Genomic DNA, 22953 nt, shown 5'->3' on the forward strand with positions numbered 1-22953 from the left:
TAGAAGGGTGCAATTCAAAGGACGCACAGTGTTCGCGTTCGTGATGCTGACGATGTTCGCTTCTGTGCTCGTAACGCTGACGATCGCGGACCAGCTTATTAATCCGAAGGTGGAAGCTGCGCTCACCTCTGCGTCGGCGGAAGGCGGTACAAGCCGCTACAGCTTGAAGGAAGATGAGCTAACGAAGCTGAATGCCGTGCTTGAGCTGATCGAGACGAAGTATTATGAGAAGGTCGATCGTCACGAACTGGTGGATGGTGCGGTAAGCGGCATGATGTCTTCGCTGGAGGATCCGTATTCCGTCTATATGGAGAAGGACGTAGCGCAGCATTTCTCCGAGTCGATCGAAGGCTCGTTCACCGGAATCGGTGCAGAAGTGACGATGGAGAACGGCAAGATTGTCGTTGTCGCGCCGATCAAAGGATCGCCAGCCGAACGTTCCGGCTTACTAGCCAAGGACGTGCTTATTTCTGTGAATGGCGAGAAGCTTGACGGTTTGAGCCTGCAGGATGCAGTTGCTAAGATTCGCGGTCCAAAAGGTACGAAGGCGAAGCTGCAAGTGCTTCGCAGCGGCTTTAACGAGCCGGTGCAGCTCGTACTGATTCGAGACGATATCGACGTCGAAACCGTCTATGCGAATTTGCGAACCGACGGTGTCGGAGTCATTGAGATACGGCAGTTCTCGCTTCATACGGCGGAGCGCTTCAAGGAAGAGCTCGCCAAGCTGGAGCAGCAGGGGATGAAGGGATTAGTTATCGATGTGCGCAACAATCCTGGCGGTATTCTCCCTGTTGTCGTTGACATTGCCGAGTCGTTCCTTGCCAAAGGTCAGACGGTCGTTCAAGTCGAGGACCGCAGCGGCGAACGCGAGAAGACGTTATCGGAAGGCCAAAGCAAGACATACCCGATCACCGTGCTCATGAACAAAGGCAGCGCAAGCGCATCGGAAATATTGGCCGGCGCACTCCAAGAGGGAGCTGGCGCGAAGCTGATCGGCGAGACGTCGTTTGGCAAAGGTACGGTGCAAGTCAGCTACAACAAAGCGCTTGGCGATGGCAGTCTCGTCAAGATGACGATTGCGAAGTGGCTGACGCCTAACGGCAACTGGATCCATGAGAAAGGCATTAAGCCGGATATTGAAGTACAGCCTCCGGATCTCTATACGGTAGCAAGACTAAGTATGTCCGAGACGCTGCAACAGGATATGCTCGGCGAGCAGGTCCGCAGCGTTCAAATTATGCTTCATGGCTTAGGCTACGAGCCGAAGCGCGAGGACGGATATTTCGGTCAGGAGACGACCGAGGCAGTCAAGCGATTCCAGTCGGAGCATAGCATGCCGGCAACAGGCAAGGTTGATGTGAAGACCGCAGAAGCGCTTGAACAAGCGGTAGTTAAGTGGATTCAAGATGAGAACAATGACGTTCAACTGCATGAAGCAATCAAGGTGTCAGGCAGGAAATAACTCATTGGCGTCGAATGAATAAGAGGTTGGCTCTATCGTGGAGCCGGCCTTTTATTTTTTTTGCTAAATCGCGCGTAAGCGGAGGAGTGTGGAGATTGGCAACGTTGATTGATTTGCTGGAAGCGTTCGGACAGGCAGCCATACAACTATTAGCGCAGCCTTTTTATTATATTTCGGTTTTATTTATTATTTTGCAATATACGAGACAGATCCGGATGGAAAGACAGCTGTTTGCGGTTAAGCTTCATAATTGGCCTGCTCTTGTGCTGCGGGCAATGGTGGCTGGCTTGGCGGTAGGGCTCGTCGTGTCGGCGGTCGGCGCCTTTATTGGAACGGCGTTAACGGGAGAAGCGGTGTTATGGCTTTGGGCAATAGCTGTCCTATTGATGCTCATACGCATTCGCTACTTGTGCTTCGCCTACAGTGCTGGTATTATCGCGTTGCTTCAGTGGGGGATTGGCTTCACAACGCTAGCCGAACGTTCCGACTGGGCCGGTTCGTTATCGGCTTCGCTTGCTGAGATTGATACTGCAGGATTGCTGGTAATCGTTGCTCTTCTTCATCTAGCAGAGGCCGCACTCGTCCGCTGGCAGGGAGACAAGCTATCCACTCCGCTGTTCGTGGAAGGGAAGCGGGGCAAGCTTGTTGGCGGTTATATGCTGCAAGGCTTCTGGCCTGTACCGCTGCTTATGATCGTCCCGGCCGCTGGTGGCGGAATGTCGCAGACGGCGCTGCCATGGACGCCGCTCTTCGGCGCCGATTGGACGCAAGGATGGTCAGTCATAGCGCTGCCGATGGTGATCGGCTTCACGGAAATGACGCGCTCGCTGCTGCCTAAGCAGAAGGCGAAGCATGCGGCTAAAGGGCTACTGCTGTACAGCGTTATCGTAACCGCGGCCGCGCTTGCAGCCTGGCAACTGCCGATGTTGCTTCCGCTAGCAGCTGTTGTAACGTTGCTGCTGCATGAGGCGCTTGTATGGCGCAGCACCGCATCGGAAGCGCGGAGATCGCCGCTGTATGTGAATGATGCGCGCGGCTTACGCATATTGGGGATTGTACCGGGTACGCCCGCTGCAACGATGGGGCTTCTGCCCGGTGAAGTAATTCATAAGGTGAACGGCATTCGGATCAAGAACAAGGAAGAGATGTATGAAGCGCTGCGGCATAATCCTGCGTTCTGCAAGCTCGAAGTATTGAACTTCGAAGGTGAGATCAAGTTTGCGCAGCGCGCGCGTTACGCGGGCGAGCATCATCAGCTTGGCGTCATCTTGGCGCCGGATGAGCAAGCCAATTATTATGCGGCTGCAGGTCCGGCATCGTTGCTCGAGCTTTTGCGTTCGAGAACGGCCAATAAGCGCGGCGGCGAAGCGGCGGCAGCCAGCGAAAGCCACGAAGCCTAATAGCAACAAAAAAAGCGGTTGAAAGGGAGTACTTCCCTTCAACCGCTTTTTCTTAATTCGTTTTTCTATTCAATCGGAGCGCAGCGCCGATTAGTACAAGAGATGCTCCGAGCGCCACGAAAGGCAGATTGCTTGAATCGCCCGTCTTAGGCAGCTCGTCGACATCAGGTGCTTGTGCTGTTCCTCCGCCTTGCGGTATTTCCTCCACATCAATTTCGAAGAACAGCTCTTCTTCCTCGCCATTCTCATTCATTACAATGATGGAAAATTTATCCTTGCCGATAAAACCTGGATTCGGCGTATATACCCACTTGCCATCCGGCGTAACGGTTACTTTGCCGTTCTCCGGCAGTTTGCCTGACTTCGCATTTCCTTTCTTCGGAACGTCAACTTTATCCTCGATCGGTTTCTTTTCCTTCGTCACTTCTTTCTCGATTGGAGGAGTAGGCGATGGTTTAATCGTTGGCGCAGGCGTTACGCTTGGCGCAGGAGTAACAGACGGCGTTGGCTCTGGCGTCACAACCGGCGTTGGTTCAGGCGATGTTGCAGGTGTTGGGCTAGGCGTAACTTCCGGATCCGGTTCCGGTGCGGTTACGCGTTTTACATTTTCAACCGTAATGGCTTCGTTGTCTTCGTTAATCGTGATTGGGTATTCGCCATCGCCGTCGATCCTATAACCCGAAGGAGCTCTGTATTCCTTCAAAATATAATCGCCGTAAGGGATGTTGACGAACACTGCTTTCCCTGACGCATCCGTTGTAACCCGTTGCAGCTTCGTTGTCAGCGTGCTGTCATACAGATCGAATATAGCATTCGCCAGCAGTTTGGCGGCGTCGGAGGCCGATACCTTCGTGACGGTCAAGTCACCTGTCAGCTTTGCGTTCGCAATCGTAATTTGCTGTTCACCCTTGGAGTTGATCGTAATTGTGTACTCGCCTGTGCTGACGATGGAATAGTCGGCAGGAGGTGTCACTTCTTTCAGCGTATATTGACCGTATTTCAAGTTGTCGAATAATGCAATGCCATCATTGCCGGTGTACTCGGTATCGCCGACCTTCTGGTTGTTCGAATTACGATAAAGCTCGAATGCCGCGCCTGCAAGGGTAAGCGTATTGTCGCTCGAATCAACCTTCGTGATTTTCAAGCTGCCCTTATATGCACTGCCTGTGCCTGAGCCGCCCGACAATTTGACTTCGACTTCGGAAGGCTCGTCAATGGTAACAAGATCGACGCCGTTACCGCGGAATGCGACGCTGTTCGTTAAGTTGTCGCCGTCCTCCGCGTCAATGATCGTTTTGTATTCCAGAATGTACGGTTTCTTAATGACGGAATGAAAGGTTAGAACGAAAAGGCTGTCTCCTTCGCCGGCAGCCGGATCTGGATTCGCTTCTACCTTAACCTCATATAGGCTGGTATCAGCCGGTCCGGCTTTCGTAACGTTGCCATCCTCGTCCACGGTCGTATCGTAGAGGACGAAGGAATCGTCCACGATAATCTGCTTGCTGCTTGGCGTGTCGATGATGCTCGCGTTCTCAACCGTAGATTGGCCGCGGTTAATGTAGACGGTCCAATCGATCACGTTCGGATCGCTGTCGTTCTGATCGCCGCTCTTCGCTACGTATTCTCCTGCTTTCGGGATTTCTACGGTTTCGGACAGCGTCTTCGGATCATAGCCGTCAGCCGTCAATATCGCGTTGTTGATGATGGATTCGTTCTCGATGAATTCGTCCTCAAGTTCGGTGCGGAACGAAATGAAATAAGGGCTCGTAATATCGCCGAACTCGATAACGAGCTTCTGCCCATCTGCTTCGTCCTCAACGGTGAGCGCGTAGTCAGCCGGATCAACGATCGCGCCGTTGGTAGTCGTTCCGTTAGCAGCTACGGCCATATGGCGAACCTCAATCGAATTGGCCACGTATTTTTGCTCAGACGAGAGCTTGTCCGTAATGACGGCATTTGGCAGCGTTTTACTGTTGTAGTTGATGCCAAGCTCCCATGCGATCTCTTTCGTATCAGCGTAGTAGCGCCCGTTCTTGAAGCCGTTGTCGATCGTTTCTTGATTTGGGCTAGGATTGGATGGAGCTGTCTTGCTGAGATCAGAGCCTGTATCTTCCTCTTTCCACTTCAGGCTGCCTATGTTGTTATAGCTTGTCTTGTTCGTGGCATACGAGCCGTCCGTATAATCGTACTTTGTCGTGTAAGTGATCGTATGCGGCTGGTCTCCATCCCCGAAATCGACGGAGAAGCCTTGAACCGTATCGATTGCCGAATTGTCTGGTTTATAATTTACGGTATAAGTGCTGCTAGCGGCTGCTGCTCCGTCAATCTTCAAGCTGACTGCGATTAGCTGCTGTCCGTCGACTCCGAAGGTGTCGTCGAACCGCAGATCGTACAGCTCATAGCCGTTGCCGTTAATGCGGATTGTCCAATCGATCGTTCTTGTCGCGTAATTGAAACCGGAATTGCTCTTCGAGAAAAAGGTTTGTTTGATGCCTTGCGTGCTGGTCGATGATCCGCCATCTGCCGTTACATCGTTTTTGATCGAAGCGTCCTCGTAGACGTTGGCCGAGGGTTCCGTTTGATACTCGATGATATATGCAGAGTTGATTGCATTGTTGAATGTTAGGATGAAGCCGTTCTTACCGGCGATAGCAGGAGAATCGTCTACGCTGTAATCAGCAGGAGACACTAGACTGCCGGCAATGCCTGTATTCGGGTCAGGTACCTCGAAGACCTTGATCGAGCCGGCAACGAGCTGATGCTTATCGTTGAACAGGTCGGTAATCGACGCGGAATCTATCGCGTTTTCGCCGAAATTGTACTTGATCTGCCAATCGATGAGTTGAGTTGTTTCGCTATATCCTGTCGATGATTTTTTCAAAAGCTCACCGCGCTTATTGTCTACCTTCTTCGTAGCAGAAGTTGGACTGACGTTATCGCCCGTAAAGTTTACAGTGTTCGTAAAGCTTTCCGTAAGAATATGCGTGCTGTCGATGGATGTCGAATAAGTAAGTCGATAAGCGGAAGCGATGTCTCCCAGCTCGATAACTAATTCGTTGTCCGGAGCCACGGGCAGCGTTACATCATAAGCCGCCGGATCAACGAGGACCGGATTGAATGCATTGCCGTCCGTATCGATATCCAACTTCTCCAGCTTCAGTGTGCCGTCGTTCGTGAACGTGAGACCCGAAGGAATGACGTCGCTGATTTTCGCATTCGCGACTTTTTTGAGCGCTTTGTTGACATCGATGCTCCACGAAATATTTTGAGCATTGATCGCCTTGTCGGTTGAACCGTCCTTGGTCGTTGATTTGCTTACATTCGGTTTAATATGAATAATGACCGCATCGCCGATGCCGAAATCTACCGGGACTTCCGTTTTGTTATTGACGCTTGCTTTGGAGAAGAAGGTCCAGAAACTAAGCGAGCCTTCTACGTCACTGCCAACGATATTTTCGTTAAATGTCATTGTGACCTTACCGGTCAAATCCGCGTCGAATGTACCTACAGTTCCACCATCGCCGTCATCCAGGGGTTTAGCGCTAAGCGGCGTGTACATCACTAGTTCAGGCGGAAGCTGAAACTCATAAGTGTCGCCGTCTTGGAATCCTTTTGAAGCATCCAGTTTATACGTATATTCAATGTTAAGCCTCTGTCCGAGCTCAACCTGGATGTCCTCGCTTGCATCGGATACGGCTTCGTCGATTTCTGCKATCACGTCCTGAGACGCGACGTCTGATAACTTAATACTCGTAATGATGTTATCTGCAATAGCTAAGGCGTTTGCTTGCTTCGTTATGCCTCCGACATTCGTATATTGGAAAATAATGAAAAAGGCGACGAGCATCGCTGCGACTTTTTTCTTCATGGTTATTAACCTCCCGTTAAGCTAAAAGTAAAATTTTTATTTGGGCTCTAGATAAAAGCTAGTTTTAACCTCCTTTTTCAATAGAATGCCTGTATGAAATAATGCACGGACCATCGAATTGTGGGCATATAATCAAGGTGTTGCGGTCTATTTATTTATACTGGCTTATTTTACCTTCAAATTATGAGTCTCTCATACTATATCGGCAGAAGTCAATAGGATATTAGATTTGCTGATCGAACGTTATTTGCCAAATAAAGTCTGAACAGCCTGCCCTGTCATTGCAACGGAGGGCATTAGAAGCTATAATAAATAAGAACACATATTCTCATGCGGATGCGAAACGATTGTTTGATGCCCTCATGCAAGGTGTCGGTCGTTTACGCTTGAAACGGATACAATTGACTATACTGATAAATATAGAAATGGACTGCCGGAGGTGGAGATAAGGCGTGAATGAGATCGCGAAGAATACGAAGCTTTTCGAGTTGAAATCGGATTATACGCCGCAGGGCGATCAGCCGAAGGCGATCGCGGAACTGCTCGAAGGGATTGAAGTAGGCAAGCGGCACCAGACATTGCTTGGCGCAACGGGAACGGGAAAGACGTATACGATTGCCAATACGATCGCGCAGCTCAACAGGCCGACGCTCGTTATAGCCCATAACAAGACGTTGGCTGCGCAATTGTGCAGCGAATTTAAGCAGTTTTTTCCCGATAATGCGGTCGAATATTTCGTAAGTTATTACGATTACTATCAGCCGGAGGCCTATATACCTTCAACGGATACGTTTATTGAGAAGGATTCGAGCATCAACGACGAGATCGATAAGCTGCGCCACTCGGCTACGAGCGCCTTGTTCGAACGCCGGGACGTCATTATAGTAGCGAGCGTATCGTGCATATACGGTCTCGGTTCTCCCTCGGAGTACGGCAGTCTCGTGCTGTCCCTCCGGGTGGGAATGGAGAAGCCGCGTGATGCGATTCTTCATAAACTGGTCGATATTCAATACCAGCGGAACGATATTAGCTTTACGCGCGGAACGTTCCGTGTGAGAGGCGATATCGTTGAAATATTCCCTGTTGCCAATAATGAGAGGGCCATTCGAGTAGAGCTGTTCGGCGACGAGATTGAACGTATCTCGGAGATTGACGTCCTCACGGGAGAGATTGTAGGCGAGCGTGAGCATATCTCGATCTTCCCGGCCTCTCACTTTGTTACCCATGAAGAGACAATGAAGCTGGCGATTGTTAATATTGAACGTGAGCTGGAGGAACGGCTTGCTGAGTTGCGGGAGGCAGGCAAGTTGCTGGAGGCGCAAAGGCTGGAGCAGCGAACGCGCTATGACCTTGAGATGATGGCGGAAATGGGCTTCTGCTCCGGCATCGAGAACTATTCCGGTCCGCTAACGTTCAGGGAACGCGGGTCAACGCCTTACACGCTGCTCGACTTCTTCCCGGACGATATGCTCGTCGTCATTGACGAGTCGCATGTATCGTTGCCTCAGATTCGAGCTATGTTCAACGGGGATAAAGCGAGGAAAGAAATGCTCGTCAATCACGGCTTCCGTCTGCCGTCGGCGATGGATAACCGGCCGCTGCGCTTCGAGGAGTTCGAGCAGAAGACGAAGCAGCTTATCTATGTATCTGCGACACCGGGACCATATGAGCTTGAGCATTGCGAGACGATGACGGAGCAGATCATTCGTCCGACCGGGCTTGTCGATCCCATTATCGATATTCGCCCAACGAAAGGCCAGATAGACGTTCTGTTAACGGAGATCAGAGACCGAATTGCCAAAGACGAACGCGTTCTTGTGACGACATTGACGAAGAAGATGTCGGAGGATCTGACCGATTACTTGAAAGAGGTCGGAATCAAGGTCCGTTATCTCCATTCGGATATAAAGACATTAGAGCGGTTGGCTATATTGCGTGACTTGCGGCTTGGTGTATTCCATGTGCTTGTAGGAATTAACTTGCTTCGGGAAGGTCTTGATCTTCCGGAGGTGTCGCTTGTCACAATCCTCGATGCCGACAAGGAAGGTTTCTTGCGTTCCGACCGTGCACTTATTCAGACGATAGGACGTGCGGCAAGGAATAGCGAGGGACGCGTCATTATGTTTGCCGACAAAATAACGGATTCGATGGACCGTGCGATTAAGGAAACGGAACGCCGCCGTGAGATCCAGCTGGCATTCAATGAAAAGCATGGCGTTACGCCGCAGACGATACGCAAGAAGGTGCACGACGTAATCGAAGCGACAAAGGTCGCCGAACAGAAGGCTGATTACTTGACCGGCGTTGGCGCGGAGAAGCTGACGAAGAAGGAACGCCAGGCGTTGCTGCAGAAGCTGGAGGCAGAGATGAAGGAAGCTGCGAAGAGCTTGCAGTTTGAGCGTGCAGCCGAGCTTCGCGATGCGCTTCTAGAGCTTCGGGCAGAATTGGAATAAGTAGGGGGAGAAACGATTGGCAAGCGACAAAATAGTAATTAAGGGAGCTCGTGCCCATAATCTCAAAGGAATTGACGTCACGATCCCGCGCGATAAATTTGTTGTTCTAACCGGGCTTAGCGGCTCGGGTAAATCATCCTTGGCGTTCGATACGATTTATGCCGAAGGGCAACGTCGTTATGTAGAGTCTTTGTCCGCCTATGCGCGCCAGTTTCTCGGCCAAATGGAGAAGCCGGACGTTGATTCCATAGAGGGACTGTCGCCGGCGATATCGATTGACCAGAAGACGACGAGCCGCAATCCGCGCTCGACCGTCGGTACGGTTACCGAAATATACGATTATTTGCGTCTGTTGTTCGCGCGGATCGGCAAGCCTCACTGCCCGGAGCATGGCATAGAAATTGCCTCCCAGACCGTCGAGCAGATGGTCGACAGAATCATGGAATATCCCGAGAGAACGAAGCTTCAGATTCTTGCTCCGATTATTTCGGGACGCAAGGGCGAGCATACGAAGCTGCTTGCTGACATTCAGAAGCAAGGCTTCGTGCGTGTGCGTGTTAATGGCGAGCTCCGTGAGCTTAGCGAGAAAATTGAGCTCGAGAAGAACAAGAAGCATAGCATAGAAGTCGTGGTCGACCGTATCGTCGTTAAGTCGGACGTACACAGCCGATTGGCGGATTCGTTGGAAACAGCTTTGAAGCTGTCTGAGGGACGCGTCCTGGTCGATATTATCGACCAGGAGGAGCTCTTGTTCAGCTCGAATCTGGCATGTCCGGAATGCGGATTCAGCATAGAGGAGCTTGCTCCGCGCATGTTCTCGTTCAACAGTCCCTTCGGCGCATGTCCGGAATGCGACGGTCTCGGAGCGAAGATGATTGTGGATCCCGACCTGCTAACGCCGGATGGCACCAAGTCGATTCGAGAAGGAGCATTCCTTGCTTGGGCAGGAAGCACGTCGAACTACTATCCGCAATTCCTGAGCGCGGTTTGCGAGCATTACCATATTCCGCAGGATGTACCTGTCGAAGAGCTGACGCCGGAGCAACTGAAGAAGCTGTTGTACGGAACGGGCGGCGAGAAGGTTCGCTTCTTATACGAGAACGACTTCGGCCATCGGAAGGAAGCTTATGTACCATTCGAGGGCATCGTCAACAATCTTGAACGGCGGTATCGCGACACGGCGTCGGATATGATGAGAGAACATATCGAAGGTTATATGAGCGCTAAGCCTTGCGGAAGCTGCAAGGGTCAACGTCTGCGCAAGGAAAGCTTAGCCGTTACGGTCGGTTCGCAGAACATTGCGTATGTAACCTCCCTCTCGATTGGCGAAGCGAATCGTTATTTCGACGGCCTATCGCTGTCAGAGAAGGAAATGACGATTGCCAATCTGATCTTGAAGGAAATTAACAGCAGACTGGGCTTCCTGGTTAACGTAGGACTCGAATATTTGTCGCTTAGCCGTGCAGCAGGCACGCTGTCGGGCGGCGAGGCGCAGCGAATTAGGCTTGCCACGCAGATCGGTTCAAGCCTTATGGGCGTCCTCTATATATTGGACGAGCCGAGTATCGGCTTGCATCAGCGCGATAACGACCGCTTAATTCAGACGCTTGAGCATATGCGCAATTTAGGTAATACATTGATCGTCGTCGAGCATGACGAGGATACAATGCTGGCTGCGGACTATATCATCGATATTGGACCGGGCGCCGGCATTCATGGCGGTAACGTAATTGCACAAGGCACGCCGCAGGAAGTCATGGAAGACGAGAACTCGCTTACGGGTCAATACTTGAGCGGACGCAAGTTCATACAAGTGCCGGGAGAGCGTCGTCCAACGAACGATAAGTGGCTTGAGGTTCGCGGTGCGAAGGAGAACAACCTCCGCAATGTGAATGTGAAGATTCCGCTAGGCGTATTCTCCGCTGTAACGGGTGTTTCGGGATCAGGCAAGTCGACCTTCGTCAATGAAATCTTGTATAAGACGCTTGCGCGCGACTTGAACAAAGCGAAGGTTCGCCCCGGACAATACAAGGAAATGCGCGGGCTGGAGCATTTGGAGAAGGTCATCGATATTGACCAATCTCCAATCGGGCGTACGCCACGCTCCAATCCGGCTACGTATACAGGCGTTTTTGATGATATTCGCGATTTGTACGCAAGCACCAACGAGGCTAAGGTGCGCGGCTATAAGAAAGGCCGCTTCAGCTTCAACGTGAAGGGCGGCAGATGTGAGGCTTGCAGAGGCGACGGCATCATCAAGATCGAGATGCACTTCCTGCCGGACGTGTATGTCCCGTGCGAGATTTGCAAAGGCAAGCGTTACAACCGCGAAACGCTTGAAGTGAAGTACAAGGGCAAGAACATTGCTGAAGTGCTGGAGATGACCATCGAAGACGGCTGCATCTTCTTCGAGAACATTCCGCGGATTCACCGCAAAGTACAGACGCTTCTCGATGTAGGCCTCGGATATATGAAGCTTGGCCAGCCGGCGACAACGCTGTCGGGCGGCGAAGCGCAGCGTGTGAAGCTCGCTGCCGAGTTGTATCGCCGGAGCACGGGCAAGACGCTCTATATTCTTGATGAGCCGACAACGGGTCTTCATGTGGATGATATCGATAGACTGTTGACCGTCCTTCACAGACTCGTTGATTCCGGTGAATCGGTACTCGTTATCGAACACAATCTTGACGTTATCAAGACAGCCGACTATTTGATTGATCTCGGCCCAGAAGGCGGCAATGGCGGCGGTACGATCGTAGCGACAGGCACGCCGGAGCAGGTCGTCAAAGTCGAACAGTCGTATACCGGTAAATACTTGAAGCCGATCATGGAACGTGACCGCGAGCGTACGATCGCTCTTCATAAGCGGCTAGAGAATGCCGTCGGCGCTGCAGCAGAGTGATTTTATGGGTGCGCAACGTTCCAAAGCCAACCCAGAAGTGAATTGCTGCATCCCTGTCAAAGATGTAAAGCGTGCGGCTAGCTGGTATGTAAAGTACATGGGCTGCGAGTATGGAGATATAGTCACGGATGGGCTCGCTCAGTTGAAGCTGACAGGCGGACCTGACATTACCCTTATTGGCGTCGATGAGTGCTTCCAGCTGAAGCAGGATGGAACCGTCATTCCGATGATGAACTTCTTGTGTGAAGATGTGCAAGAACTTCATGAATACTTCGAGCAAAGCGGTATTCGTGTCGGTGCAATAGTTGATCATGGGCGTTCCGGTAAGAGCTTTAAGTTGCTTGATCCTGATGGGAACCATTTGATAGTATGGCAGAATGAATAGCCTCTCGTTAGAGTGGTCGACATTGCCTGATGCTGTTAAACATTCAGGTTGTAAATAAACAAAAACAGAACCGTTTCGTGCTTCAGAGCTTGCGCTTTGGCGAAGCGGTTTTGTTTCTTATTTAAGGATGAGCACAATTTCTGTATGCAGTAGGTTATAGATAATGGCAGAGATGGACATTTTATATGTGCAGGGATCATAGAAAAATCGTGACAAACTTGTTACGAATCGCGTTTCAGGCTTGCATCAACGGCCACTTGAAGCTAACATAGAGTAATATTAGGCTACGTGCGAATAAAAGGAGGTCCCCTCATGTTTTTCTTGGCAGCAGAAGAAGCGGCAAAAGAAGCCAGCAAAATTAATACGTTCGACTGGTTCATGCTTGCATTCACCGTTATTATCCTCATCGGGTTTATTCGCTTGCTGAATACACGCCCGAAGAAAAACTATTTTGCAATCGGCTTTACCTTTGTGTCGCTTGCCTTATTCCTGGTAATCGACTACATAATGATTGTGAAAGTCTGGTTCGCCTAACAGGCCATCAGCACATGTGAGATCGTGGTTGCTCGATAAGCGTTAACGCTTACCGGACAACCTCTTTTTTTTATCTGCAATAAAAAACAAAAAGAGGCGCACAAGGACCCATATGATCCTGTGCGCCTCTTCTATTTTAAAGCGTCTAACGGATTAAACCCACCACATCTCGCCAAGCGGCTCGCGGATCAGTACTTGCTGCAGATTTTGGACAGCTTTCGTGAAACCTTCGTCAACCGACATCAAACCGTCCTCGTGCTCGATGCTTACGACATAGTCGTAGCCAACAAGGCGGAGGGCGCTAATAATATCAGCCCATGTTTTCAGATCATGACCGAAGCCGACCGTACGGAACTGCCATGCGCGATCAAGCATGAGGGAGTAAGATTGCATGTCCGTTACGCCGTGGTGATTGACGTTAATCGGATCGATCGTCGTATCCTTCGCATGGAAGTGGTGAATGGCGCCGGCGCGTCCAAGAATATGAACGGCTTGAACCGGATCAATACCTTGCCACCACATATGGCTCGGGTCAAGGTTAGCTCCAATCGCGTTGCCTGCCGCTTCACGAAGACGAAGCAGTGTGGACGGGCTATGTACGGAGAAGCCGCCGTGCAGCTCAAGACCGATTTTGATACCGGCATCTGTTGCCAGCTTGCCGATCTCCGACCAGTATGGAATAACTTTCGCTTCCCATTGCCATTTAAGAATATCTTGATAATCGTTCGGCCAAGGAGCTACCGGCCAGTTCGGATATTTAGCATCCTCATGGTCGCCAGGGCAGCCGGAGAACGTATTAACGACAGATACTTCAAGACGGTTGGCAAGCTCAATCGTTTTGCGGATCACTTCATCATGCTCAGTCGAAATCGCCTTTTGCGGGTGAAGCGGATTCGCGTGGCAGCTTAGTGCGCTGATCATCAGTCCGCGCGATTCTACCGCTTGTTTATACGCTTTCAATTTGCCGCTGTCAGCCAGTAGGCCGTCAAGATCGCAATGCGCGTTGCCTGGGTAGCCGCCGGTTCCGATTTCGATCGCTTGAAGTCCTTTGGAAGCGATATAGTCGAGCGCCTCTTCAAACGACTTCTGTGCAAACAGTACGCTGAATACACCTAATTTCATTTGGAAAATAACCTCCTGAATCCATCGAATGGATTGTATTCTAAGTCTCATTCATTATATCACTTCTAAGCGGACAACACATATGTCAAGGTGTATTTGACAAAATCGCATAACAACTAAGCAAAGGAGAGGAGTAATAACAACTAGGTCGATAGTCTTGTTTTTTTATTGTAAGATTATAGTAAACATGGTACATTTAAATTTGATTACTTATTTTCCCAAGCGGTAATAGATTTAGAGATTGCTAGTTTCATAATTGAATGCAGGAAGCAGAGGGGTGAAAGTATGAATCGCAGAATGCTGCGTATTTGCAGCCTGATTGTACTTGGGGCGCTAGCCGCAGCAGGAACAGTATGGGCAACGGGAAACGGCGCTTCATCGTCGATTGCGTTGAACGCCAAAACGATTAACGGAGAAATATATGTCAAGGCAAGCTCGTTGACGAGTCAACTCGGCGGTACGGGAAATTACGATGCCAAGACAGGTGTTTATTCCTACACGCCCGCGGCTGACGTATCATCGGTCATCAAGAAAGTATCCCCTTCGGTTGTCGCCATTATCGGCAAACCGAATGATATTGGAAACGCGGATCCCCGTTATGCGTTGGCACATGGAACGGGCGTTATAATCCGTGCCGACGGCTGGATCGTAACGAACGCGCATGTCGTGGACGATATGACTAATCTCGTCGTTGTAACGGCAGACGGAAAGCAATTCGATGCGGTGCGTACGCACTATGACGAAGCAAGCGATCTGGCGCTTGTGAAGATCAAAGCAACGAAGCTTCCGATTGCCAAGCTTTCGCCTTCGCCTCTGAAAGTAACGATTGGCGAGCCGGTAATTGCGATCGGAACGCCTGTCGATTTCTCCCTGCGCAACACAGCGACAAGCGGCATTCTTAGCGGCATGAATCGGAGCATATCGTCGGCGTACAATTTGCTGCAGACGGACGCAGCGATTAATCCCGGAAACAGCGGCGGACCGCTCGTTAACATGAAGGGCGAAATTATCGGCATCAATTCGCTGAAGTTTGTGGAATTAGGTATCGAGAGCCTTGGTTTCTCCATTCCCGCGGATACCGTTACTTATGTAACGAATCATTTCTTCAAATACGGTTACGTCAATCGCGCTTCACTGGGTCTGCAACTGGAGGAAAGCTGGTCGGCGATTATCGGCATCCCGAGCTCCGATCCGCTTACAGTCAAGACGGTTGATTCGGATTCGGCGAAAAAAGCGGGCATTCAGAGCGGACAATTGCTTTATAAGGTAGCAGGCAAGCAAGTATCTACTATTGTAGAGATCAACGAGCTATTGAAGTCGTATTTGCCGGGGCAGCAGGTTGAAGTCATGCTGCAAGAAGACGGCGATCTGGTGACGAAGAAGATCACGCTTGTAAAAGGCTAAACAGCCTCATCTGCTTTTTTCCGTCGTACAAATTCACGTTTAGAAGGAGCAATAATAACAATGAATCATTCCTTGACGAAAAAAATGGTCGCCTTGCTAATGGCCGTGCTGCTCGTAATCGCGCTGCTTCCTGCAGCGGCTTTTGCAGCGGATACGGCAAGCAGCGTAGAAGTAAAGCTGACGCCGGGCAAAGAAACCGTAAGCATTAACGGTAAAGCAACCGTTGTACAGGCTCCTTATGTGGCAAGCGGTACGACAATGGTGCCGCTAAAAATTATTACAAACGCCTTTGGCGCAGCGCTTAAGCTGGAGAACGGCAATGGCATTACTCTGACTTACAACGATCGCAAGGTTGAGCTTACGTTCGGAAGCAAGACGGTGAAGGTGAACGGCGTTTCGAAAACCGTCGCCGTGGCCCCTGTCGTTATTAAAGGCTCGACGATGGTGCCGCTTCGCGTAATCGTCGAAGCTTTTGGCGCGAAGATCAGCATCGACAAGAAGACGAGCGAAGTGACGATCAAGGGCGTACGCGCACAATCCACGGGCGGCGGAAGCACGACCATTGATTCCGATTACGGCAAGACGAAGGTCGGCGACAGCTACCAAGGCTGGTCGCTTAATTATCCGGCAGCGCTCGTGCAAGTCGAACAGAGCGACAGCGGAGATTATGTTAGATGGGCGGATGCGAAGGAAGACGCTCAGGTTATTATTTTGACAGAACCTATGGAAAATGAATTGTCATCCAGCGAGCAGCGCGAGGAGCTCTTTCTTTATTTCGATACGGATGAGTACTCGCTGGACGAAAGAACCGTTAAGGTCGGCAACTACAGCTTCGAGAAAATCGTAGCCCGCACGAAGGACAGCAAAATGTTCTATGAGTATCGCGGCATCCAGCAAGGCGAGAAGTTCTATATTATTATCGTCGGTGTGAAAGCAACGGACAAATCGGCTCTGAATGGTTATCAAGCATTGCTTGACAGCTTCCAGCCGTCATTTGAGAAAAACGATAAAGCGTTAAAGGATATTACGAAAGTGAAGGACGGCTTCATTAGCTATGCGGATGAGGACTACGGCTTCGCCGTTAAACTGCCTGCAAGCTGGTACAAGGATAACGAAAGCGATGAGCCTTACTACTTCAGCAAGGACGACGATCTGGAGTTCTCATTCACTTCTCTGGAAGAGGGAGACACGCTTGAGAAATGGGCAGCGCGCAACGAAAGCACGTTGAAGGCCGACTTTGTGAACGGTTATCTTCGCAATGTGTCGTCCGCGCCTATCAAGCTTCAAGATGGCAACGCAATCGTGTTTAGCTATGAATTAACGTTTAACCAAAAGGATTGGTACGCTTATAAAGAAGTAATGTTCGTATCCGGCAGCTACAAATATGTGATCACTTATGGCTATGAAGCAAGCACGGCCCTAAGTAGCTCCCTGTCGTTCAATCAAATCATTGGCAGTATCGATATTGATACGGGTTTCATCGACAACAATTTCGGTTACAAGCAAGACACATCCACTTCGGCTGATAATCGCGACGGAAGGGTAACCAAACGCAGCTCTGCATATGGCTATTCCATTGAGCTTCCAACGTTCTGGTATGGCTACTCGAAGGATTTCAACGCTGAAGAAGTAATGTACAACTATCAAGGCGGATTCATGAATATTTTGTATCTGGATGATATCCAAGCCAGCGATTACCCGCAAGCGGTTCAGCAATATGCGAATTCCGCAGACGGAATCAAAGCGGAAGCGAAAGTTTTGGAAAGCACAAACGTAACGATCAACGGCAAATCTGCCTATAAGATCGCGCTTCATACCAAAGTAGACATTTTGGAGCTTGGCAGAACGGAGTATGCCTATGTCTTCGATACAGTTGGCGGAGTGGTGCTATTCGTCTTCTCCATTAACGATGCTAACGCGACAGAATCCAATTTGAAGCGGATGGAAGAAACGGTGCAGTCGATTCGTTTCAACTAAATTAGCAGCATCGATAAGATCGGTTCCCGGAAACGGAAACCGATCTATTTTTTATCATCTGCGAATCAGGTGAATTTGGTCGAAGCTTGAAGCTGTGAAAAACGACAAGGTATTGACGTTTGATTATGATTTATTCTTGCAGAGCGATGCGGTGGCGGTATCGAAGCAGCTGGATCTGTTAACCGAAGTTCACGAATTCATTCGTGAACTTTTTATAATATGCGGCCGATCTTGGCAATGCCATATATGTACGGTGGATTACTTGCGGTCGGTTTGATAAGATAATAGCAGCAGTTTCAAAGAATGCGAGGGATTGAACGTTAATATGATAGATACAATAGTACGATCGGATATAGAGCTGCTGGCCCCGGCCGGCGATTGGGAATGTATGCGCGCAGCTGTAGCGAACGGCGCGGATGCTATATTTTTTGGCGTAGAGAAGTTTAATGCGCGTGCAAGAGCGAACAATTTCCGCAGCGAAGAGCTTCCGGAAATTATGGCTTTCCTGCATACGTACGGCGTGAAAGGCTTCTTGACGTTCAACATTCTCGTCTTCGAGGACGAGCTGCGGGATGCTCAGAAGCTGATTGAGATGTGTATTGATGCTGGCGTTGATGCCGTTATCGTGCAAGACCTTGGACTCGTTAAGTTTATACGCGAGCTGTCTCCGGATTTCCCGATTCACGGATCTACGCAAATGACGATTACGTCGCCGGAAGCGGTGGAGTTCACGAAGCCGTTCAACATTGAACGAGTCGTGCTTGGCCGCGAGAACAACTTGAAGCAAATTCAGACGATTGGCGATCAGGCGAAGCTTCCGATGGAAGTGTTCGTACACGGCGCTTTATGTGTCTCTTACTCTGGACAGTGTCTGACCTCCGAAATGTGGGGCGGACGATCCGCCAACCGCGGCGAATGCGCGCAAGCGTGCAGACTGCCGTACGATCTGATGGTCGACGGCGAGATTCAGCCGATGGGCGATATCGCGTATTTGTTGTCGCCGAAGGATTTGGCGGCGATCGATATTATTCCGGAGCTGATTCAAGCCGGCGTCACTTCGTTTAAGATTGAAGGACGATTGAAGAGTCCGGAATATGTCGCCAATGTCGTGAGCAAGTATCGGAAGGCGATCGATAAATATTTCGACGGCGATCTATCGAAGCCGTCGAAGGAAGAAGTGCGTGAGCTGCAGCAAAGCTTCTCGCGCGGCTTCACGCATGGTTTCCTTGATGGAACGAACAACAAGCAGTTGGTTGAAGGCACGTTCCCTAAGAGCCGCGGAGTCTACCTCGGCCGGGTGGAGCGCATCATGCGCGATGCCGTAACGCTGCGCCTTGACGCGCCGGTGAAGCGCGGCGACGGCATCGTGTTCGACGCAGGCGACCCGACGAAGAAGGAAGAGGGGGGCCGCGTCTACGATATTCGCCGTCAAGGCGTCAAGATTGAGGGCGAAGCGCAGGAAGGCACGCTGATCGAGCTTGTTTCCGGACGCAACGACGTAGACCTGCGCAAGGTGCATGTTGGCGACCGCGTATGGAAGACGAGCGATCCTGCGCTCGACAAGCGTCTTCGCGCAACGTTCGAGACGGATAAGCCGTATCGTGTATTTCCGCTGCATGTAAGAGTAACGGGAACAGCGGGCGAGCCGCTTCGTACATGGTGGACCGATGTTCAGAAAGGAACGACCGTGGAGGTTGTCTCCGAGCTTATGCTTGAACAAGCAATGAAGCGTCCGATGGACGCCGCGCTGCTGGAAGACCAACTAGGCCGACTCGGCGGAACGGTATATCAGCTCGATAAGCTTGAAGTTGCGCTTAACGGCGATTTGATCGTTCCCGTTCGCGAACTGAACCGCATGCGCCGTGAAGCGGTCGATCAGCTTGCAGGTGAGCGTCCGAAGCCGCCTGTATATGTGAAGCGCGAAGTGAAAGTGAACGACGATGCCTTTAACGGCAAGGATGCGCTTGCTCCGCGCAGCGGCAAGGAAGCTCAGTTGACTGCATTATGCCGCAGCCTCGAGCAGGTTGAAGCGGCGGTTAAGACGGATGTGTCCTACATCTACGCCGACTTCGAATTTATTAAGCAATTCCCGGCAGCCGTTGCCGCGGCCCGTGCCGCAGGCAAGCCGATTGCGCTTGCTACGCCGCGTATTCATATGCCAGGCGAGAACGGCTACCACGCGAACATCCTGCGATTGAAGCCTGATGCTGTACTCGTCCGCAACACCGGTGCGCTTTATTATTATTTGCGCGCTCGCGCGGCTAATCCAGACAAGCCGTTTCCGAAGCTCATCGGCGACTTCTCGCTTAACGTGGCGAATCACAAAGCAGTGAACCTGTTTGCGGAAGCGGGACTTGATCTCATTACGCCTTCGTATGATCTCAATATCCAACAGATGGTTGATTTGCTGGATCATTCGGATACGTCGCTGCTGGAAGTCGTTATTCACCAGCATTTGCCGATGTTCCATACGGAGCATTGCGTTTATTGCACCTTCATGAGCGAAGGAACGAACTTTACGAACTGCGGACGTCCATGCGAGGAACAGCGCGCGTCGCTGCAGGATCGGATCGGCATGTCGCATCCCGTCCGCGTCGATGAGGGTTGCCGCAATACGGTTTACAACGCCGTCGAGCAGTCGGGAGCGGAGTATATCCGCAACTTCGTAGGACTTGGCGTATCGAACTTCCGCGTCGAGTTTCTAGAAGAGACGCCGGATAAGGTGCTGGAAGTGCTGTCGCTGTACCGCGACGCGCTGGATGGCAAGATTAGCGGCACGCAAGTATGGCGCAGCTTGAAGGCAACGAATCAGCTCGGCGTCACGCGCGGCCAGCTTGTAAATAAATAAAGTCAAATGCTTACCGTCTTCTCCGCAATGGGAAGGCGGTATTTTTGTATGGTCTATGATGCAACCGATTGATGGACTTCATGCATCTTTATAGGTAAGAGGGCAGGTGAAGAGATGAGCGCGGAGCGACAGGCGATCGAGCGGCTCCAAAGCGGAGATGAAACTGCGCTGCGGTGGTTGATGGAGCAATACGGCAACGACATCTTGCGGACTGCCGCATTGCTGCTTAAGGATCGGCATTTGGCTGAGGATGTCAGCCAGGACGTTTTTTTGGCCGCCTATCAGAAGATCAGTCAGTTTCGGGGCGAAGGAAGCCTTCGCGGCTGGCTGCTGCAAATTACAATAAATCGTTGCCGCGGCAAAATGCGCCTTGCATCATGGAGCAGACTTTTCGTGCGGTCATGGGGCGGCAGCGATTCGGAGATCGAGGATGTGCCTGAGTGGCCGGCCTCAAGCACAGGCATGATGATGGATACCGTACCCGGTTCGGAGAAATGGGCAGAGAAGCTGTCGCTGCGAGCTGCGATTGCCAGCTTGCCGCTGCATTACCGCGAAGCCATCGTTTTGTACTATTATCAGGAATTATCCATTAAGCAGCTGTCGGAAGTGCTGAAAGAGCCGGAGGGCACAGTGAAAAGCAAACTGCTTCGAGGCCGCAGGCTTTTAAGGATGAAACTGGAGGAGGGAGGCTGGTCCGATGAACGGGAAGCGGGAACAATCGAGGTTATGGCGAGACAAACTGGAAAGTGAACTAAAGGATTTTCAGTTTAATGAAAACATGATGCAAGCCGTTATGGAAAAGAAAGAGCCGATTTCATTCTGGAACCGCGAGCTGCGTATTCCTTGGCAAGCGGCAGCGCTTGTTGTGCTCCTGTTAGTCGGATTGCCGATCTTTGGCTGGATGAAGCTGACGGCAGAACCGGAAATGCACAAAGCGGCAGAGGAACAAATCGGTCAAGATCGCGAGGATCGGCTGATCGTCATGTCGGGCGGCGCGTATTATGAATCGGAGCTGCGCGAGGGCTGGGGGGGAGCGCAATGATTCGCATCAAAATAAAAACGCTTATGCTGATACTCGCTTCTATGATACTTGCGCTGGTTATCGCTTATAACGGGCTTCCGTCCTTGTTGTTTAATGCCGGCAAATACGAAGCTGTTTTAAAACTGTTTCCTAATGATGACAAAGCGGGTATGTCGTTATATTATGCTTCCGGCGAAGCACTGCAAATGAATGACTTTGGAGAAGGCGAACGACTTTATATTTTTCCTTCCTTCACATCATCAAGCGGCCGCGGAACGATGCAGGAAGCGAGAGCGGATGCCGCCGCTCGTTTAGAGCAATTGCTGCATAAATATTCAACTTCGAAATATATAAACGGCATTAAATTCAATTTAGCCAGGCTCTATATGTGGGACGGCCAATGGGATAAGGCTGAAGCGTTATTCCGGCAACTATCGCAAGGGTCAAATGCTTTTTATGACGTAAACGAGCTGCAATCGTTTTTAAAGACGCTTGAATCGCGCCATTCGGATCCTGACAACCATCAGAAGCTGTCTATTAGCGGGACCGTAACGCTTGGTGGCGAGCCGGCACCAGACGTGTACGTCATTTTGCATAGGAAGAGCGATAACGGTTGGAGTACGTCGGTGAACGGCCAATACCCGACGGCTATTACAGATGAACGGGGGCAATATCGCTTTTACGATATAGCGCCTGACGACTATGAGTTGGGCGTTGGCATGACACCCGAGCAGGTAGATGGTTATTATTTGACTCAGTCTGAGCAAAGTTATGCAACGATTGCGGACGACGCACAAGCTGCGCCACGGTACGATATCGCATTTGTTCCGCAACTTAAGGTTGTCTCGCCTGTAAATAAAGAACGTATTGACGGAGATAGATTAAGGTTTGAATGGGAGGCTTATCCTGGCGCTGATTATTATCAGATTTCTATAACCACAATTGCACGGGATAAACAAGGCAACGCCACGGGCTCGACCTCATCTCCGCTGCTTGATGATCGCCACCGGACAACGTTCGCCGAGTATAGGATGGAAGAGCTGCGAGGCAGTATTAACAGCTATGGCAAATCGATCGATGCGAATGGGTTTGTCCGGCTATGGCATTCAAGTATATTAGGCATCGTTTACCCTGGGGGCGACTTTATTTGGTCGGTCGATGCTTATACGGCTGACGGCCGAAAGCTGTCCAGCTCCAGCGGCTATTACACGATGCTTACCTATGCCGCACCTTTTTTCACCGTATCGGAGGAAGGAATGCTGGAGGGCGATAAGCTTGTCATGGAGGACCGGTATGAGGAAGCGATCGAAGCTTATAAGCAAGACGAGGACAAAGATTCGGCTCTACGCGCGCTCGCGCGGCTAATTGGTTACGGCTTTGATGATAGAGAAGGAGATTTGGACGAAGCGCTCCGATATGTGGACAAAATCGTCGACCCGAGCGATAGCGATCGCCAGCTGCAGGCAGATTTTCGCGAAAGGCTGCAGAAGGAATAGGCAGGCGCCGCTTTGCCGAGAGTAATGTTTGACACGTTAATCGCCCTGACTTAGCATAGAAGCATACGGGTTTAAGGGATA

14 protein-coding genes are annotated in these 22953 nt (G+C 50.8%); 12 read left to right on the forward strand and 2 right to left on the reverse strand.

Annotation, left to right across the window (positions count from 1 at the left end; translation table 11 throughout):
• The first annotated feature begins 7 nt into the window (after positions 1-7).
• Together AC1DF0_RS06830 and AC1DF0_RS06835 are read left to right on the forward strand one after the other, a co-directional pair.
• A complete protein-coding gene (locus tag AC1DF0_RS06830; protein WP_442052487.1) occupies positions 8-1462 on the forward strand; it encodes a S41 family peptidase in 1455 nt (484 codons plus the stop codon).
• Between the two features lie 95 nt (positions 1463-1557).
• On the forward strand, positions 1558-2862 hold the full coding sequence (locus AC1DF0_RS06835; protein WP_442052488.1) for a PDZ domain-containing protein: 1305 nt from the start codon (positions 1558-1560) through the stop codon (positions 2860-2862).
• A gap of 52 nt (positions 2863-2914) precedes the next feature.
• Here AC1DF0_RS06835 and AC1DF0_RS06840 read toward each other — a convergent pair whose 3' ends face one another.
• Positions 2915-6730: a collagen binding domain-containing protein gene (locus tag AC1DF0_RS06840; RefSeq protein WP_442052489.1), complete on the reverse strand. Its 3816-nt coding sequence runs from the start codon at positions 6728-6730 to the stop codon at positions 2915-2917.
• A gap of 452 nt (positions 6731-7182) precedes the next feature.
• Here AC1DF0_RS06840 and uvrB point away from each other — a divergent pair, with 452 nt between their 5' ends.
• The 4 genes from uvrB (at position 7183) to AC1DF0_RS06860 (ending at position 13004) form a co-directional block, all read left to right on the forward strand.
• Positions 7183-9183 (forward strand): excinuclease ABC subunit UvrB, encoded by a 2001-nt coding sequence (uvrB, locus tag AC1DF0_RS06845; protein WP_442052852.1) that lies wholly within the window; start codon positions 7183-7185, stop codon positions 9181-9183.
• A gap of 16 nt (positions 9184-9199) precedes the next feature.
• The gene (gene uvrA, locus AC1DF0_RS06850) at positions 9200-12085 is read left to right on the forward strand and encodes an excinuclease ABC subunit UvrA (RefSeq protein ID WP_442052851.1); all 2886 of its coding nucleotides are present in this window, start codon (positions 9200-9202) and stop codon (positions 12083-12085) included.
• Between the two features lie 4 nt (positions 12086-12089).
• On the forward strand, positions 12090-12470 hold the full coding sequence (locus AC1DF0_RS06855) for a VOC family protein (protein WP_442052850.1): 381 nt from the start codon (positions 12090-12092) through the stop codon (positions 12468-12470).
• 312 nt (positions 12471-12782) lie between these two features.
• A complete protein-coding gene (locus tag AC1DF0_RS06860; protein ID WP_337103999.1) occupies positions 12783-13004 on the forward strand; it encodes a hypothetical protein in 222 nt (73 codons plus the stop codon).
• Positions 13005-13157: 153 nt separating this feature from the next.
• On the opposite strand, the gene AC1DF0_RS06865 is transcribed toward AC1DF0_RS06860, so the two are convergent.
• The gene (locus tag AC1DF0_RS06865; RefSeq protein ID WP_337103998.1) at positions 13158-14126 is read right to left on the reverse strand and encodes a sugar phosphate isomerase/epimerase family protein; all 969 of its coding nucleotides are present in this window, start codon (positions 14124-14126) and stop codon (positions 13158-13160) included.
• A 285-nt stretch (positions 14127-14411) separates the two neighbouring features.
• Between AC1DF0_RS06865 and AC1DF0_RS06870 the strand changes: the two genes are divergently transcribed.
• From AC1DF0_RS06870 to AC1DF0_RS06895, 6 genes are all read left to right on the forward strand, one after another.
• On the forward strand, positions 14412-15530 hold the full coding sequence (locus AC1DF0_RS06870) for a S1C family serine protease (RefSeq protein WP_442052849.1): 1119 nt from the start codon (positions 14412-14414) through the stop codon (positions 15528-15530).
• 60 nt (positions 15531-15590) lie between these two features.
• Complete coding sequence (locus tag AC1DF0_RS06875) at positions 15591-17507, forward strand: stalk domain-containing protein (protein ID WP_442052848.1); 1917 nt, start codon at positions 15591-15593, stop codon at positions 17505-17507.
• A gap of 325 nt (positions 17508-17832) precedes the next feature.
• Positions 17833-20355: a U32 family peptidase gene (locus AC1DF0_RS06880; RefSeq protein ID WP_477573460.1), complete on the forward strand. Its 2523-nt coding sequence runs from the start codon at positions 17833-17835 to the stop codon at positions 20353-20355.
• Positions 20356-20469: 114 nt separating this feature from the next.
• Positions 20470-21105 carry an RNA polymerase sigma factor gene (locus AC1DF0_RS06885; protein ID WP_442052846.1) on the forward strand — a complete coding sequence of 212 codons (636 nt, stop codon included), beginning with the start codon at positions 20470-20472 and terminating at the stop codon, positions 21103-21105.
• A 43-nt stretch (positions 21106-21148) separates the two neighbouring features.
• The gene (locus tag AC1DF0_RS06890) at positions 21149-21397 is read left to right on the forward strand and encodes a hypothetical protein (RefSeq protein WP_337103993.1); all 249 of its coding nucleotides are present in this window, start codon (positions 21149-21151) and stop codon (positions 21395-21397) included.
• Positions 21394-22872, forward strand: coding sequence for a hypothetical protein (locus AC1DF0_RS06895; RefSeq protein WP_477573461.1), 1479 nt, complete (start codon positions 21394-21396; stop codon positions 22870-22872). Before AC1DF0_RS06890 ends, AC1DF0_RS06895 begins: the two co-directional genes overlap by 4 nt.
• The last annotated feature ends 81 nt before the right edge of the window (positions 22873-22953 follow it).

The sequence above is a fragment of the Paenibacillus sp. 05T425 genome (assembly GCF_056396205.1).